Origin of the sequence: Pilimelia columellifera subsp. columellifera, from assembly GCF_039532605.1 — a bacterium.
In the GTDB taxonomy this organism is placed as follows: domain Bacteria; phylum Actinomycetota; class Actinomycetes; order Mycobacteriales; family Micromonosporaceae; genus Pilimelia; species Pilimelia columellifera.
Genome location: NZ_BAAARY010000001.1, coordinates 523,106 through 537,594, shown reverse-complemented (window position 1 = coordinate 537,594; position 14,489 = coordinate 523,106). Strand labels below are relative to the sequence as shown.

The following is a 14,489-nucleotide window of genomic DNA, read 5'->3' as shown; positions in this document are numbered from 1 at the left end:
GCCAATGGTCGCCCCCGTGGGCGCCGAGCGTCGGCTATCCGACCGGGGACTCAGGCTGTGGACGGCCAGGAAACACCGTGAGGCCGTCCTTGCTGTCGGCGAGGTCCACCCGCACGGTGTCCCCGTCCCGGATCTCACCGGCCAGCAGCGCCCTGGCCAGCCGGTCCCCGATAGCCGTCTGGACCAGCCGGCGCAGCGGCCGGGCCCCGTAGACGGGGTCGAAACCGTGCTCGGCCAGCCACGACCGCGCCGCGTCGGCCACCTCCAGGTCCAGCCGCCGCTGCCCCAACCGCCGACGCAGGGCGTCGATCTGGATGTCGACGATGGCGCGCAGATCCGCCCCGGTCAGCGCGGCGAAGACGACCACGTCGTCGAGCCGGTTGAGGAACTCGGGCTTGAAGTGGCCACGCACCACCGCCAGCACAGCTTCACGGCGCTGCTCGTCGGTCATGGTCGGGTCGGTGAGGGCGGCCGAGCCCAGGTTCGAGGTGAGGATGAGGATGGTGTTGCGGAAGTCGACGGTCCGACCCTGGCCGTCGGTGAGCCGCCCGTCGTCGAGGACCTGGAGCAGGATGTCGAAGACGTCCTGGTGCGCCTTCTCGACCTCGTCGAGCAGGATCACCGAGTACGGCCGCCGGCGCACCGCCTCGGTGAGCTGGCCACCTTCCTCGTAACCGACGTAACCGGGCGGGGCGCCGACGAGCCGGGCCACCGAGTGCTTCTCGCCGTACTCGCTCATGTCGATCCGGACCATGGCCCGGTCGTCGTCGAACAGGAACTCGGCCAACGCCTTGGCCAGCTCGGTCTTACCCACGCCGGTAGGCCCGAGGAACAGGAACGAGCCGGTCGGACGGTCCGGATCGGCGACGCCAGCCCGGGCCCGGCGGACCGCGTCGGCGACCGCGTGGACGGCGGTCGCCTGGCCGATCACCCGCGAGGTGAGCAGCTCCTCCATCCGCAGCAGCTTGGCCGTCTCGGCCTCCAGCAACCGACCCGCGGGGATGCCGGTCCAGGAGGCGACGACGCCAGCGATGTCATCGGCGCCGACCTCCTCCTTGACCATCGGCTCAAGCTCGACGGCGTGCGCGGCCGCGTCGGCGATCTCCCGCTCCAGCTCTGGGATCCGCCCGTAGACCAGCTCGGACGCCCGGGCCAGATCACCGGCGAGTCGGGCCCGGTCAGCCTGGCCACGCAGGTCGTCCAGCTCCTTCTTCAGCTCGCCGACCCGGTTGAGGCCGGCCCGCTCGGACTCCCAGCGGGCGGTGAGCGCGGCCAGCTCCTCCTGCCGGTCGGCCAGGTCGCGGCGGAGCTTCGCGAGCCGGTCCACCGAGGCCGGGTCGTGCTCCTTGGCCAGCGCGAGCTCCTCCATCTTCAGGCGGTCGACACCCCGCTGGAGCTCGTCGATCTCCTCCGGGCGCGAGTCGATCTCCATTCGACGGCGGGATCCGGCCTCGTCGACGAGGTCGATGGCCTTGTCCGGCAGGAACCGGTCGGCGATGTACCGGTCCGACAACGCGGCGGCGGCGACGAGCGCGGCGTCGGTGATCCGGACGCCGTGGTGCGCCTCGTACCGCTCCTTGAGGCCGCGCAGGATGCCGATGGTGTCCTCGACGGTCGGCTCGCCGACGAGCACCGGCTGGAACCGACGCTCCAGCGCCGGGTCCTTCTCGATGTGCTCGCGGTACTCGTCCAGCGTGGTTGCGCCGACCATCCGCAGCTCGCCTCGGGCCAGCATCGGCTTGAGCATGTTGCCGGCGTCCATCGAGCCCTCGCCCCTGCCGGCGCCGACGACAGTGTGCAGCTCGTCCAGGAAGGTGATGACCTGGCCGTTCGAGCCCTTGATCTCCTCCAGGACGCTCTTGAGCCGCTCCTCGAACTGGCCCCGGTACTGGGCGCCCGCGACCATCGCGCCGAGATCGAGCGAGACCAGGCGCTTGTCGCGCAACGACTCGGGCACGTCGCCGGCGACGATCCGCTGGGCCAGGCCCTCCACGATCGCGGTCTTGCCGACGCCCGGCTCGCCGATGAGCACCGGGTTGTTCTTGGTCCGTCGGGACAGCACCTGGATCACCCGGCGGATCTCGGAGTCCCGGCCGATGACCGGGTCCATCTTGCCCTGGCGGGCGCCGGCGGTGAGGTCGACGCCGTACTTCTCCAACGCCTGGTACGTCTGCTCCGGATCCGGCGTGGTGATCTTGCGGTCCCCGCCACGGACCGTCGGGAAGGCGGCGATGAGCTGCTGGTCGGTGGCGCCGGCCGCCCCCAGGGCCTGGCCGACCGCGCCGGGGCTCTTCGCCAGGCCGGCAAGCAGATGTTCGGTGGAGACGTACTCGTCGCCGAGTGGACGGGCGACCTCCTCGGCGGCGCCGAGCGCATTGACGAACTCCCTGGCCAGGGTGGGCTCGCCGACGCTGGCGCCCTGCGCGGACGGCAGCCCGTCGAGCGCCTTGACGGCGGCGCGGCGCACGTCGGCGGCGTTGGCCCCCACGGAGCGCAACAGCGCGGTGGCGGTCGACCCGCCGGTGTCGAGCAACGCGAGCAGCAGGTGCCACGGCTCGACGGTGGCGTGTCCGCGCTGCTTGGCGCTGGCGGCGGCGGTGGTGATGACCTCGCGGCTCTTGGTGGTGAAGCGTTCGGCGTTCATCGGCTCCCCTTGGGGTGAGGCACATTCCGCTCAGTACGACACGGTCAGAGTTGAGCCTATTCCGCTCAACTCAACGGTGTCCGCCGCTCGGTCCGTGACGCCCCGCACAGCCTGCCCGCCTGAGTGGTCGCGCGAAGCGATTCCAGCACCCCCTGTCCGCTGGGCTACGGTGGGAGCCGTGCAGGTACGGATTGAGCAGACAGATCTCCCCGGCATCGGGGTCCGGCATGACCTGGTCACCGGCTCCGGCCGCCGAGTGGGCGTGATCACCCACCACAACGGCCGGCGGGACTTCGTCGTCTACGACCAGGACGATCCGGACGCCTGCGTCGCCACCATCCCCCTCAACACCGAAGAGGCCGACGCGCTCGCCAGCTTCCTCGGCGGGTCCCTCATCGTCGAGCAGCTGGCCACCCTGCGGGAACAGGCCTCGGGGCTGCTCACCGAGCACACCCCGCTGACCCCGAGCTCCCCCTATGTCGGCCGTCAGCTCGGTGACGCCTCCATCCGGACCCGCACCAGCGTCTCGATCGTCGCGGTGCTACGGAACCAGGAGGTGATCCCCTCGCCGGGGCCGTCCTTCGTCTTCGCGGCCAGCGACGTGGTGGTCATGGTAGGAACGCGCAAGGGGCTGGACGCGGCCAGCGCCATCCTCACCTCGGACGCCTGAGCGTGCAACACGACACCACGCTGCTGTTCATCGAGGTCGGGGCGCTGCTGTTCGGCCTGGGAATGCTCGGTCGGCTGGCCCGCCGGGTCGGCATCTCGCCCGTGTCGCTGTACCTGCTCGCCGGGTTGGCCTTCGGTCAGGGCGGCATCCACCCGCTCGCCGCCAGCGAGGGCTTCATCGAGATCGGGGCCGAGATCGGCGTCGTTCTGTTGCTGGTCATGCTCGGGTTGGAGTACTCGGCCGACGAGCTGATCGGCAACCTCCGGGCGGCCGCGCCGGCCGGACTCATCGACGCCGTTCTCAACGCCGCCCCCGGAGCCGTCTTCGGTCTCGTCATGGGCTGGGGCCCGGTCGCGGTGATCGCCCTGGCCGGCGTCACCTGGGTGACCTCCTCGGGTGTCGTCGCCAAGGTGCTCGGCGACCTCGGCCGGGTCGGTAACCGCGAGACGCCGGTGATCCTGTCGATCCTGGTGATCGAAGACCTCGCCATGGCGTTCTATCTGCCGGTGCTCAGCGCCCTGCTGCTCGGTCTCGGCGTCGTCAAGGGCGCTATCTCGCTCGGGATCGCCGTCGCGGCGGTGCTGCTCGTCCTGGTCATCGCCATCCGGTACGGCCGGGCGATCTCGAAGATGATCTCGCCAGACGATCCCGAGGTGCTCCTGCTGGGCGTGCTCGGGCTCAGCCTGCTCATCGCCGGGGTGGCCCAGCAGCTCCAGGTGTCCGCGGCGGTCGGCGCGTTCCTGGTCGGCATCGCCCTGTCCGGCAAGGTCGCGCACAGCGCCACCCAGATCCTGGCCCCGCTCCGGGACCTGTTCGCAGTCGTCTTCTTCGTCTTCTTCGGTCTGAAGGCGAACCCGGCTGATATGCCGGCGGTGCTCCTGCCCGCGCTCATCCTGGCCGTCGTCAGCATGGCCACCAAAGTTGTCACCGGGATGCTCGCCGCCCGGCGGGCCGGCATCGCCCGTCCCGGCCAGTGGCGCACCGGCCTGGCGCTGATGCCGCGCGGCGAGTTCTCGATCGTCATCGCGGCGCTGGCCACCGCCGCGCACCCGAACCTCGCGCCGTTGGCCACCGCCTACGTGCTCATCACCGTGGTGACGGCGCCGCTGCTGTCCCGGATCCCGGACACCCGTTGGTTCAAGCGCCGGATGGCCGCGCACCGGACCAGGCCCTCCCTGCCGACGCCGGAGCCGACGCCGACGCCGGAGCCGTCCGGCGGACGCCCGAAGCCGACCGCCTAGCGCCGGCCCGGCACGTTGTCAGTGCTGCGGCGGCTGGCCCTGGCCCGGCTTCCCCTTAAGCTTCTGCTTGGCCAGATCCTGAGCCTTGTCGGTGTGCTTGGCGTACTTGCCGCCGGTCGCCTGGTCGAACTTGTCGCCGACCGCCTCGACGCCCTTGGCCAGGAGAGCTGGGTCCTCCTTGAGCTTCTTCTTCGCCATGTCGGTCAGCTTGTTGAACAGGCCCATGATCGCCTCCAGGTGATGTCGCCTCTACCCAACGCTAGCCTGAGCCCTTCCGCCCGCTGCCGGGCTCACCCCGTGGGACGACGGTGCTGACGCGGACGCCACACCACCAACGCTCCCCGGCCGTGCGGAACCTGCACCAGCTCCTGGCGCGGAAAGGGACCCGCCGTCTGCAACCGCGCAAGCTGGTCGTACGCCCGGCGCAGGTCGGCCTCGACCTCGGCGACCCGGTCGTTCAGCTCGCCCACCAGCTGTTCGAGCGCGATGATGCGCTTGATCCCGGCGAGGTTGACGCCGTCCTCCTGGCTCAGCCGCTGGATCTCCCGCAGCAGCGCCACATCGCGGACGCTGTAACGGCGGCCTCCGCCAGCGGCCCGACCCGGCTGGACCAGCCCCATCCGGTCGTACTGCCGCAGCGTCTGCGGGTGCATGCCGGCGAGTCTGGCGGCGACCGAGATGAGCAGCACCTTGGCGTCCGAGGACGCTTCGACGGTCACGGAGAAGGCGAACCGGCCACGGTCCGACAGCTCAGCCATGCCGGTGCAACCTCGCCTCCAGATGCTCACGCGGCGCCGCCGGGGCGCTGGCGGCGAATGTCTCCAGCGCGCTCCGGGCCGCATCGTCGATCTTGGTGGGCACGGTCACTTCGAGCGTGACGAGCAGGTCTCCTACCGGTCCGTCCCGCCGTGACACGCCCTTCCCGCGGGCGCGCAGGGTGCGCCCGCTGGGCGTGCCCGGGGGCACCCGGACGGTGACGGCGCCGTCGAGTGTCGGCACCTTGATGTCCGCTCCGAGGACCGCCTCGGCGAAGGTGACGGGGACGGTGAGGGTGAGGTCGTCGCCAGATCTGCCGAACAGCGGGTCCGGCTTCACCCGCACGGTGACGTACAGGTTTCCCGCCTGGCCGCCACGGGCCCCCGGCTCGCCGCGACCCGCGAGGCGAATCCGCTGACCATCGGCCACGCCGGGCGGAAACCGCACGGTCAACGACCGGGACTTGGTGACCCCTCCGGTGCCGCGGCACTCCCGGCACTTGTCCTCGACGATGGTGCCGACGCCCTGGCAGTCCCGGCACGGCTCGGTGAAGCTGAACGAGCCCTGGTTCCGGCTCACCAGGCCGGCGCCCTGGCACTGGGGGCAACGGCGCGGGGTGGTGCCGGGCTTCGCGCCGCTGCCGTTGCAGGTCTCGCAGACTCCGGGCGAGCGCAGGGTCAACGGCAGGGTGGTGCCGCGGACGGCGTCGGCGAACGGCAGGGAGACCTCGGTCTCCACGTCACGGCCGCGCGCCGGGCCGCGCCGACGGTCGGACGCGGGCGGCGGCGCGCCGGGGGGCGCGGCGTTGCCGGCGAAGATCGAGCTGAACAGGTCGGAGAAGGTCGACCCGCGGGCGGACGCCGAGGCAGTGCCCCCGAAAAGGTCGTTCGGGTCGAAACCCGCGCCCCCGGCGCCGGCGGCCGCGCTGGCGCGACCGGCCCCGGCATTGCGACGGAACGCGCCGGCGGTGAACAGCGAGCGCATCTCGTCGTACTCTTTGCGCTGCCGTTCGTCGGAGAGGACGCCATAGGCCTCGGAGACGGACTTGAACCGCTCCTCGGCGGCGTTGTTGCCGGGGTTGCGGTCCGGGTGCAGCTCGCGGGCGAGCTTCCGGTACGACTTCTTGATCTCGTCAGCGGACGCGGACTTCGGCACGCCGAGGACGGCGTAGAAGTCCTTCTCCAGCCAGTCTTTGCTGCTCACTCGCTCACCTCCCGGCGCCACCCTTGTCGATCATGGTCCGCGTGCGGCGTGGAACACCGCGCGGCACGCAGACCATGATCGACCTGACGAGTTCGTTACTGAGGGTCGGCGACCGCGACCAGGGCCGGACGCAGCAGCCGCTCACCCAGGCTGTAGCCGCGCCGCATCACCTCGACACAGGTCGACTCGCTGACCTCCGCCGACGTGAGGTGCGTGACCGCCTCGTGCCGGGTCGGGTCGAACGGATCGCCCTTATCGCCGAACGCGGTGAGCCCGAACTTGCCGACCGTGACCTGAAGCTGCTCGGCCACCGAGGCGAACGGGCCGGTCAGGTCGCCGTGATCGCGGGCCCGGTCCAGGTCGTCCAGGATCGGGAGCAGGGCCAGCAGGACAGCTCCGGTGGTCTGTTCCGCGGCCAGGCCACGATCCCGGTCCACCCGCTTGCGGTAGTTGGCGTACTCGGCGGTGATCCGTTGCAGGTCCCGGGTGCGCTCGTCCAGCTCGCTGCGCAGCGCGCCCACCTCCGGACCCAGCGGGCCGGGCTCCCCCGCCTCCTGGGCATCAGCCCCCCCGGCGGCGTGCCGGCCGCCGCCGTCGGGGTGGATCTTCCGGTTGTCGCGGATCACCACCCGCTCAGCCGCCGGGTCATCGCCGGCGTGCGTGCCGTGCTCGCTCACTCAGGCGCCTCCGTCCACGTCGGATCCGACCAGTCACTTCTTGGTGTCATCGTCGATGATTTCTGCGTCCACGACATCGTCGGCCTTGCCCGCCGCGCCAGCTCCGGCGGCGCCGGTCGCGCCGGCGGCGCCACCCCCGGCGCTACCCCCGGCGTCAGCGCCCTCGCCAGCGGCTCCAGCGGCGGCGTTCTGCTCGTAGAGCGCGCTACCGGCCTTCTGGGAGGCCATCGCGAGCTTCTCGTGCGACGACTTGATCTTCTCAATGTCGGTGCCGCCGAGCGCCCCGCGCAGTTCGCCCAGCGCCTCGTTGATCTCGTCCTTGACGTCCGTGGCGAGCTTCTCGCCGTTCTCCGCCAGGAACTTCTCGGTCTGCCACTGGAGCTGCTCGGCCACGTTCCGGGTCTCGGCCTCCCCGCGGCGGCGCTTGTCCTCGTCGGCGTGGTCCTGCGCGTCGCGCATCATCCGCTCGATGTCGTCCTTCGGCAGCGCCGAGCCGCCGGTGATCGTCATCGACTGCTCCTTGCCGGTGCCCAGGTCCTTGGCGGAGACGTGGACGATGCCGTTGGCGTCGATGTCGAAGGTGACCTCGATCTGCGGGACGCCCCGCGGCGCCGGCGGCAGGCCGGTCAGTTCGAACGTGCCGAGCTTCTTGTTGTAGGCGGCCATCTCCCGCTCGCCCTGGAAGACCTGGATGAGCACCGACGGCTGGTTGTCGTCGGCGGTGGTGTAGATCTCCGACCGCTTCGTCGGGATGGTGGTGTTGCGCTCCACCAGCTTGTGCATGATGCCGCCCTTGGTCTCGATGCCCAGGGACAGCGGGGTGACGTCGAGCAGCAGGACGTCCTTGACCTCGCCCTTGAGGACCCCGGCCTGCAAGGCGGCGCCGACGGCGACGACCTCGTCCGGGTTCACGCCCTTGTTCGGCTCGCGGCCGGTGAGCTGCTTGACCAGGTCGGTGACGGCCGGCATCCGGGTGGATCCACCGACGAGAATGACGTGGTCGATGTCAGCGAGCTTGACCCCGCCGTCCTTGATCGCCTGCTCGAACGGGTGCTTGCAGCGGTCCAGCAGATCCTGGGTCATCTTCTGGAACTCCGAGCGCGACAGACTCACGTCCAGGTGCAGCGGGCCCTCGGGGCCGGCGGTGATGTACGGCAGGTTGATGCTGGTGGTCGACGAGGCCGACAGCTCGATCTTGGCCTTCTCGGCGGCCTCGCGGAGCCGCTGGAGGGCCATCTTGTCCTGGCCGAGGTCGATGCCGTGCTGACCGCGGAAGGTCTTCACGAGGTGGTCGATGACCCGCTGGTCCCAGTCGTCGCCGCCGAGGTGGTTGTCGCCGGAGGTCGACTTCACCTCGATGACGCCCTCGCCCAGCTCCAGCAGCGAGACGTCGAAGGTGCCGCCGCCGAGATCGAAGACCAGGACGGTCTGCTCCTTGGTGCCCTTGTCCAGGCCGTATGCCAGGGCCGCGGCGGTCGGCTCGTTGACGATCCGCAGCACGTTGAAGCCGGCGATCTCGCCGGCCTCCTTGGTGGCCTGGCGCTGGGCGTCGTTGAAGTAGGCCGGAACGGTGATGACCGCGTCGGCGATCGTCTCGCCCAGGTACGCCTCGGCGTCGCGCTTGAGCTTCATGAGGACCCGCGCGGAGATCTCCTGCGCGGTGTACTTCTTGTCGTCGATGTCGACGGTCCAGTTGGTGCCGACCTCGCGTTTGACCGACCGGATGGTCCGGTCCGGGTTGGTCACCGCCTGCCGCTTGGCGACCTCGCCGACGAGCACCTCGCCGTTGCGGGCGAAGGCGACGATCGAGGGCGTGGTGCGCGAGCCTTCGGCGTTGGCGATGACGGTGGGCTCGCCGCCTTCGAGAACGCTGACGCAGGAGTTCGTCGTTCCCAGGTCGATGCCGACCGCTCTTGCCATGTCTCTGTGCCTCCAGATCGACGGCGCCGGTGGGCTCTCGCGGAGCGGGTCTCGTCACGCCGGGGCGGGACGGGACCCTGGCTCGGGTGGGGCCGGACGCCAAGTTGAGTGAATGTGACTCAATAGTGCCACGGACGCGCCTCCCGTCAACCCGGAGTTGAGTCCGTCACACGCAAGTAAGCGTCGAGGGCGTTGGCTTTACTCGCCAGCCAACGCCACGAAAGGAGGGTTTTGTCTCCCTCAAACCTCTCAATACCAGACAAAAGGCCCTGTTCACCGCAGGATACGGGGATCACTTGTCGTCCTGGCTGAGTTGTCCGTGTCCCCTGGATGATGCACGCTTAACCCGTGACAACGCCCGGTGACGCGAATGCCGTGTGCGCCACTCCCCCTACCGCCACCCCAACACCCGCTGACACGACTGTGCCTGACCCCACCACCACCGCGCCGGACGATTCCGTGCCTGCCCAAACGCCGCCGCCGGCCAGTCGCGACGGCGCCACCGGCCTACCGCCGGGCAGCCCTCCGGACGCCCTGATTGCCGCATTGGACGGATTACGCAGCGTCATCGCCTCAGTGGACTTCGCGCTGACCACCCCAAGCGCCGCGCCCGCCCGCGATCTCAGCGGCCACCTCGTCCACCAGGTCGACGACTACCTGCTGCCCCGGTTACGTCGACTGGACGCGCCCGTTCTGGTCGTCGTCGGCGGCTCCACCGGGGCCGGAAAGTCGACTTTGGTCAACAGCCTGGTCCAGGCGCCGGTGACCGCCTCCGGCGTGCTCCGGCCCACCACCCGCTGCCCGGTGCTGGTCTGTCACCCCGATGACGCCGCCTGGTTCCGCACCGGCGACCTCCTCCCCGACCTGACCCGTGTCAACGCGCCGACCGCCGAGCCGGGCGCCGTGCAGCTCGTCCCCGCTCCCGCGCTCCCCGCAGGCCTGGCGCTGCTCGACGCGCCGGACATCGACTCGGTCGCCGACGACAACCGGGCGTTGGCCGGCCAGCTCCTGGCCGCGGCAGACCTGTGGCTCTTCGTCACCACCGCCGCCAGGTACGCCGACGCGGTCCCCTGGACGCTGCTGAGCACCGCCCGGCGCCGGGGCGCCGTCATCGCGCTGGTGCTCGACCGCACCCCGGCCGGGGCCCAGGCCGAGGTCGCCGGACACCTACGCGAGATGCTCGTGGCCAACGGCCTGGAGTCGGCGCCGTTGTTCGTCGTGCCTGAGACCGGGATGGACGGGCAGGGCCTGCTCCCGGAGACCGACACCGCGCCGCTACGGCAGTGGCTGGCCCAGCTCGCCGAGGACGCTGACATGCGCGCGGGCGTCGTCCGGCAGACCCTCGACGGCGCCCTGGCGGCGCTCGGGCCCGATGTGGACCTCCTCGCCGCCGCCGCCGCCGACCAGCACGCGGCCGCCACCACCCTCACCGAAAAGGTCAATGTCGCCCGGCAGGCCGCCCGCGAGGGCGTCGCCCACGCGGTGAAGGACGGCGCGCTGCTCCGTGGCGAGGTGCTGGCCCGCTGGCAGGACTTCGTCGGCAGCGGCGATCTCGTCCGGAACCTGGAGGCCCAGGTCGGCCGGGCCAGGGACCGGGTCGTCGCCGCGCTGACCGGGCGCCCCGCCCCCGGCCGACAGCTCCGTGGCGCCATGGAGAGCGGGTTGTCCGCCCTGCTGCGCGGCGCGGCGGCCGACGCCGTCGAACAGGCGCGCCAGGCCTGGCGGCACGACCCGGTGGGCGTCGCGCTGCTCGATGCCGCGCCAACCGCCCCGACGGCCGACCTCCACGCGCGGGTCGAGCGCCTGGTCCGGGACTGGCAGCGGGCGGTGCTGGAGCTGGTCCGCTCCGAGGGCGCCGACAAGCGGGCCAGGGCGCGAGGGGCGGCCTACGCGGTCAACGCCACCAGCCTCGCCGTGATGATCGCGGTGTTCGCGTCGACGGCGTTCGTGCCGACCGGCGCCGAGGTCGCCGCCGCCGGCGGCGTCACTATCGCCGGCCAGAAGGTGCTTGAGGCGATCTTCGGCGACCAGGCGATCCGCGCCCTGGCCGAGAAGGCCCGCCTCGACCTGGACCTGCGGACCAACGCCCTGCTGCGCGCGGAGCTCGACCCGTTCGCGGAGCTGCTGCCCGAACGCGGCGTCGCGGCCGCCCGTTCCGCTCAGCTGCGGACCGCCGGGACGGCGGTCGCCGCCGCGCGGGCCAACGCCGGGCTCAGCGCCGACGGCGCCGCGCCCCTGCCAGCCTGGGAAGGCGACGAGTGACCGCCATGCTCTCCGCGCGCCACGCCCCGCCGGACCCGCGGCGTCCCGACGTGGATGCTCTCCGCGCCCGGATCGACGCGATCGCCCGTTTCCTGCGCCTGTCCGGCCCGCACCTCGACGAGGCTGATCTGAGCGGTCCCCGCGCCGTCCTCGAACGGGCCGGCCGGCGGCTGGAGCTGTCCCGGGACCACACCGTGGTCGCCCTCGCCGGCGCCACCGGCAGCGGCAAGTCGAGCCTGTTCAACGCCGTCGCCCGCCTGGAGCTGTCCCGGGTCGGGGTACGCCGGCCCACCACCGGCGTCGCGCACGCGTGCGTCTGGGGTCCGATCGACGGCGCCAGCGACCTGCTCGACTGGATCGGTGTCGCCCCGCGTCAACGGTTCGTGCGCGAAAGCCCGTTGGACGGCGACGACGAGGCCGCCCTGCGCGGGCTGGTCCTGCTCGACCTGCCCGACTTCGACTCGGTCGCCCCGGAGCACCGCGTCGAGGTGGACCGGCTCCTCAACCTGGTCGACCTCGTCGTCTGGGTGGTCGACCCGCAGAAGTACGCCGACCGCACGCTGCACCAGGCGTACCTGAGCCAGTTCGCCAGCCATCGTGACGTCACCGTCGTCGTGCTCAACCAGGCCGACCGGCTCTCCCCGGCCGACACCGACCGGGTGGTGGCCGACCTCTCCGGGCTGCTGGCCGCCAACGGGCTGGGCGACGTGCCGGTGCTGGCCACCGCAGCCACCGACCCGGGACGGCTCGGCCCGCTGCGCGCCGCGTTGGAGGGGACGGTCTCCGCGCGCCAGGCGGCGCTGCTGCGACTGGCCGCCGATGTCGACGTGTCGGTGCAGGGGCTGCGCCCGTTCGTGGGCCCCGCGGTGGCCGAGGACGCCGTGGACCGCGCGAGCGTCCGGCGGCTCGCCGAGGCGTTGGCGGCCGCGGCCGGGGTCGGCGCGGTCGCGGAGGCTGCCCAGCGGTCCTACCGCGCCCGGGCGCTGGCGGCGACCGGTTGGCCGCCCCTGCGCTGGCTGCGGCACTTCCGTAGGGACCCGCTGCGGGACCTGCGGCTGGGTGGCGACGGCGGACGTGGCGCCAGTTCGCTGCCGGCGCCGCAGCCGGCCCAGCACGCCGCGGCGGCGCTGGCGGTACGGGAGATCGCGGAGCGAGCTGCCGAGTCCCTGCCGACCCCGTGGCCGGCGGCCGTGCTCGCCGGCGCCCGGTCCCGGCTGGCAGACCTGCCGGACGCGCTGGACCAGGCGATCTCCCGGACGGACCTGGACCTGGACCGCCGGCCGTTGTGGTGGCGGGTGTGGCGGGCGGCGCAGTGGTTCGGGGCGCTCGCGGTGCTGCTGGGCGTCGGCTGGCTCATCGCGGACTATGTCGTGCGCGCGCTGGCGCTGCCCCGGCTGGAGGCGCCGGCCGCGGGCGTCGTCCCGTTGTCGGTGGCGGTCGCCGCAGGCGGCGTCGTGTTGGGCCTGTTGCTGGCGATGCTCGGCCGCCCGCTGGTGCGTTTCGGCGCCGCCCGTGCCCGGCGTCGGGCGCTCAAGCGGTTGCAGGCGTCGGTGATCGAGGTGGCGCGCCAGCAGGTCGTCGCCCCGGTCCGCGAGGTCCTACAGGCGTACGCCCAGACGCGCGAAGCCCTCACCGCGGCGGAGCGGCGCGCACGCTGATCGGGTGGTCGGGGCCTACTCTCGACAGATGCCGACTCCGCGAACGCCGTACGACGCCGTGCTCGCCGCGGCCGAGGGTCTCCCCGACGCCCCCTGCGCGTTGGACGCCGAACTGGTCGCCAGCGCCCTGCTTGGCAGCGTGTACACACTGTCCACTGGCGACCGCGCGGCCGCGACCCGGCAGTTCGTCGGCGGTTTCCTCACGGCGACAGCCCGGCGGCGGACCCCGGCCGCCGCGACGGCCCGACGGATCTTCTCGGTGCTCATGCCGGATGCCCCCGGGGCGTCTGATGTTTCGATCGGTGACGAGCCGGCCTGGCTGCCTGCGGTGGGGCAGGTCCGTCCGACCGCGACGCTCGCCTACGGCGACGACGCTGGGGCGATGACCGGTTGGGTGGCGACGTTCGCCTACGACGACCCGGGGCTGGGCGGCCCGGAACACGCGGTGGCGGTGGTGGTCGACCGGACGGTGGGGCTGGTCCGCGAGGCGTCGGTGATCCCATCCGGGAGCGTCTTCGTCGCCGGGCTGAAGCAGGAGTGCGCGGCGGCCGGGCTGTGGACGACTGGCTCGATGCCATCGGAGTTCCCGGAGTGGATGGCGGCGTGGTGGCGGGCCACCGACCGGTCCAACGACGTGCCGTCCGGGGAGTCGTTCGGGACCGACCGGGCGCTCGTGGTCGCCCGGCTCTCGTTGCTGGGTCGGGTGCCTGACCTGGCCCGTTCCGGTTCGCCGTCGCCGGCGGCCTGACCGCCGGAGGGGTCAGCGCAGGCAGTGCTCGTCGAGGGCGCGCCACCGCAGGTACGGGGTGGAGCGGCAGCCGGCGGCGCTCTCGACGCCCCGTGCCTGCGGCCGGGAGCCGACGATGACGATCGGGACGTCGTTCGGGCTTCGGATGAACGGCGTCGTTGTCTGGCTGGTGGCGTTTTGGCCGAGGGCGTTGACCCCGAAGCTGAGCGCGACGTAGAGCGGAGCGGTGGCGAGGACGGCCAGCAACGTGACCAGCAGCACGTATCGGCGGGTCGAACCGACCAGGCCGGCGGACGGACCACCGCCGGTCACCTTCAGTAATGGCAGTGCGACTTTCCGCATGGGCTCATGGTAACCCGGACAATTAACTTGCTATGTCGGATACCGCCATATTCCCGCTAGCCCATCGACGCCCTGGCGCAGCCCGGCGACCAGTGATGCGAGGATGGTGCTACCCGGCCACCCGACCGATGCCGACCGGTACTCCCGGACCAGCGAGGTCGGCCACCCGCGGGACGGTCAACGACGCGGCTTTGTGCCAGGTCATTGGTCGTTTACGCTCCCTGGACCCGGCCTAGCCCGGGCGCCCCTCGTGACGGTCCCGACCCGGGTCGGAACGCGGCGGGAGACCCTGTGCGGCGCCCAGCCGCCAGGCGCACAACCTGCGTGGTCGGGAAACCCCATGGCCGACGCGAACCCAGACAGGAGAG

12 protein-coding genes are annotated in these 14,489 nt (G+C 71.9%); 5 read left to right on the top strand and 7 right to left on the bottom strand.

The genetic code is table 11. The annotated features are described in order from the left end of the window. Window positions 1-34: 34 nt before the first annotated feature. Window positions 35-2,644, bottom strand: coding sequence for an ATP-dependent chaperone ClpB (gene clpB, locus ABD287_RS02495; RefSeq protein WP_344167414.1), 2,610 nt, complete (start codon window positions 2,642-2,644; stop codon window positions 35-37). A 178-nt stretch (window positions 2,645-2,822) separates the two neighbouring features. Here clpB and ABD287_RS02490 point away from each other — a divergent pair, with 178 nt between their 5' ends. Further along, window positions 2,823-3,314 (top strand): cation:proton antiporter regulatory subunit, encoded by a 492-nt coding sequence (locus ABD287_RS02490; RefSeq protein WP_344167411.1) that lies wholly within the window; start codon window positions 2,823-2,825, stop codon window positions 3,312-3,314. A 62-nt stretch (window positions 3,315-3,376) separates the two neighbouring features. Further along, window positions 3,377-4,555, top strand: coding sequence for a cation:proton antiporter (locus ABD287_RS02485; protein ID WP_425565479.1), 1,179 nt, complete (start codon window positions 3,377-3,379; stop codon window positions 4,553-4,555). An 18-nt stretch (window positions 4,556-4,573) separates the two neighbouring features. On the opposite strand, the gene ABD287_RS02480 is transcribed toward ABD287_RS02485, so the two are convergent. The 5 genes from ABD287_RS02480 to dnaK all read right to left on the bottom strand — a co-directional run bounded on the left by ABD287_RS02480 (window position 4,574) and on the right by dnaK (window position 9,111). Continuing rightward, the gene (locus ABD287_RS02480) at window positions 4,574-4,780 is read right to left on the bottom strand and encodes an antitoxin (RefSeq protein ID WP_344167405.1); all 207 of its coding nucleotides are present in this window, start codon (window positions 4,778-4,780) and stop codon (window positions 4,574-4,576) included. Window positions 4,781-4,845: 65 nt separating this feature from the next. After that, window positions 4,846-5,313 (bottom strand): heat shock protein transcriptional repressor HspR, encoded by a 468-nt coding sequence (locus tag ABD287_RS02475; protein WP_344167402.1) that lies wholly within the window; start codon window positions 5,311-5,313, stop codon window positions 4,846-4,848. Continuing rightward, window positions 5,306-6,514: a molecular chaperone DnaJ gene (dnaJ, locus tag ABD287_RS02470; protein ID WP_344167399.1), complete on the bottom strand. Its 1,209-nt coding sequence runs from the start codon at window positions 6,512-6,514 to the stop codon at window positions 5,306-5,308. Before dnaJ ends, ABD287_RS02475 begins: the two co-directional genes overlap by 8 nt. Window positions 6,515-6,609: 95 nt before the next feature. Continuing rightward, the gene (gene grpE / locus ABD287_RS02465; RefSeq protein WP_344167396.1) at window positions 6,610-7,191 is read right to left on the bottom strand and encodes a nucleotide exchange factor GrpE; all 582 of its coding nucleotides are present in this window, start codon (window positions 7,189-7,191) and stop codon (window positions 6,610-6,612) included. A gap of 33 nt (window positions 7,192-7,224) precedes the next feature. Beyond that, complete coding sequence (gene dnaK, locus ABD287_RS02460) at window positions 7,225-9,111, bottom strand: molecular chaperone DnaK (protein ID WP_344167393.1); 1,887 nt, start codon at window positions 9,109-9,111, stop codon at window positions 7,225-7,227. Window positions 9,112-9,570: 459 nt separating this feature from the next. Here dnaK and ABD287_RS02455 point away from each other — a divergent pair, with 459 nt between their 5' ends. Genes ABD287_RS02455 through ABD287_RS02445 form a run of 3 tightly spaced genes read left to right on the top strand, consistent with a single transcriptional unit; the run spans window position 9,571 to window position 13,779 of the window. Beyond that, window positions 9,571-11,373, top strand: coding sequence for an ABC transporter (locus ABD287_RS02455; protein WP_425565469.1), 1,803 nt, complete (start codon window positions 9,571-9,573; stop codon window positions 11,371-11,373). Window positions 11,374-11,378: 5 nt separating this feature from the next. Further along, window positions 11,379-13,031 carry a GTPase gene (locus ABD287_RS02450; RefSeq protein WP_344167760.1) on the top strand — a complete coding sequence of 551 codons (1,653 nt, stop codon included), beginning with the start codon at window positions 11,379-11,381 and terminating at the stop codon, window positions 13,029-13,031. 28 nt (window positions 13,032-13,059) lie between these two features. Then, a complete protein-coding gene (locus ABD287_RS02445) occupies window positions 13,060-13,779 on the top strand; it encodes a hypothetical protein (protein WP_344167390.1) in 720 nt (239 codons plus the stop codon). 12 nt (window positions 13,780-13,791) lie between these two features. Here ABD287_RS02445 and ABD287_RS02440 read toward each other — a convergent pair whose 3' ends face one another. After that, window positions 13,792-14,121, bottom strand: coding sequence for a hypothetical protein (locus tag ABD287_RS02440; protein WP_344167387.1), 330 nt, complete (start codon window positions 14,119-14,121; stop codon window positions 13,792-13,794). Window positions 14,122-14,489 lie beyond the last annotated feature (368 nt).

Coding starts and splice junctions, on each gene's coding strand:
- clpB (WP_344167414.1), bottom strand. CDS start 2,644: ATGAACGCCGAACGCTTCACCACCAAGAGCCGCGAGGTCATCACCACC.
- ABD287_RS02485 (WP_425565479.1), top strand. CDS start 3,377: ATGCTCGGTCGGCTGGCCCGCCGGGTCGGCATCTCGCCCGTGTCGCTG.
- ABD287_RS02480 (WP_344167405.1), bottom strand. CDS start 4,780: ATGGGCCTGTTCAACAAGCTGACCGACATGGCGAAGAAGAAGCTCAAG.
- ABD287_RS02475 (WP_344167402.1), bottom strand. CDS start 5,313: ATGGCTGAGCTGTCGGACCGTGGCCGGTTCGCCTTCTCCGTGACCGTC.
- dnaK (WP_344167393.1), bottom strand. CDS start 9,111: ATGGCAAGAGCGGTCGGCATCGACCTGGGAACGACGAACTCCTGCGTC.
- ABD287_RS02450 (WP_344167760.1), top strand. CDS start 11,379: ATGCTCTCCGCGCGCCACGCCCCGCCGGACCCGCGGCGTCCCGACGTG.
- ABD287_RS02445 (WP_344167390.1), top strand. CDS start 13,060: ATGCCGACTCCGCGAACGCCGTACGACGCCGTGCTCGCCGCGGCCGAG.
- ABD287_RS02440 (WP_344167387.1), bottom strand. CDS start 14,121: ATGCGGAAAGTCGCACTGCCATTACTGAAGGTGACCGGCGGTGGTCCG.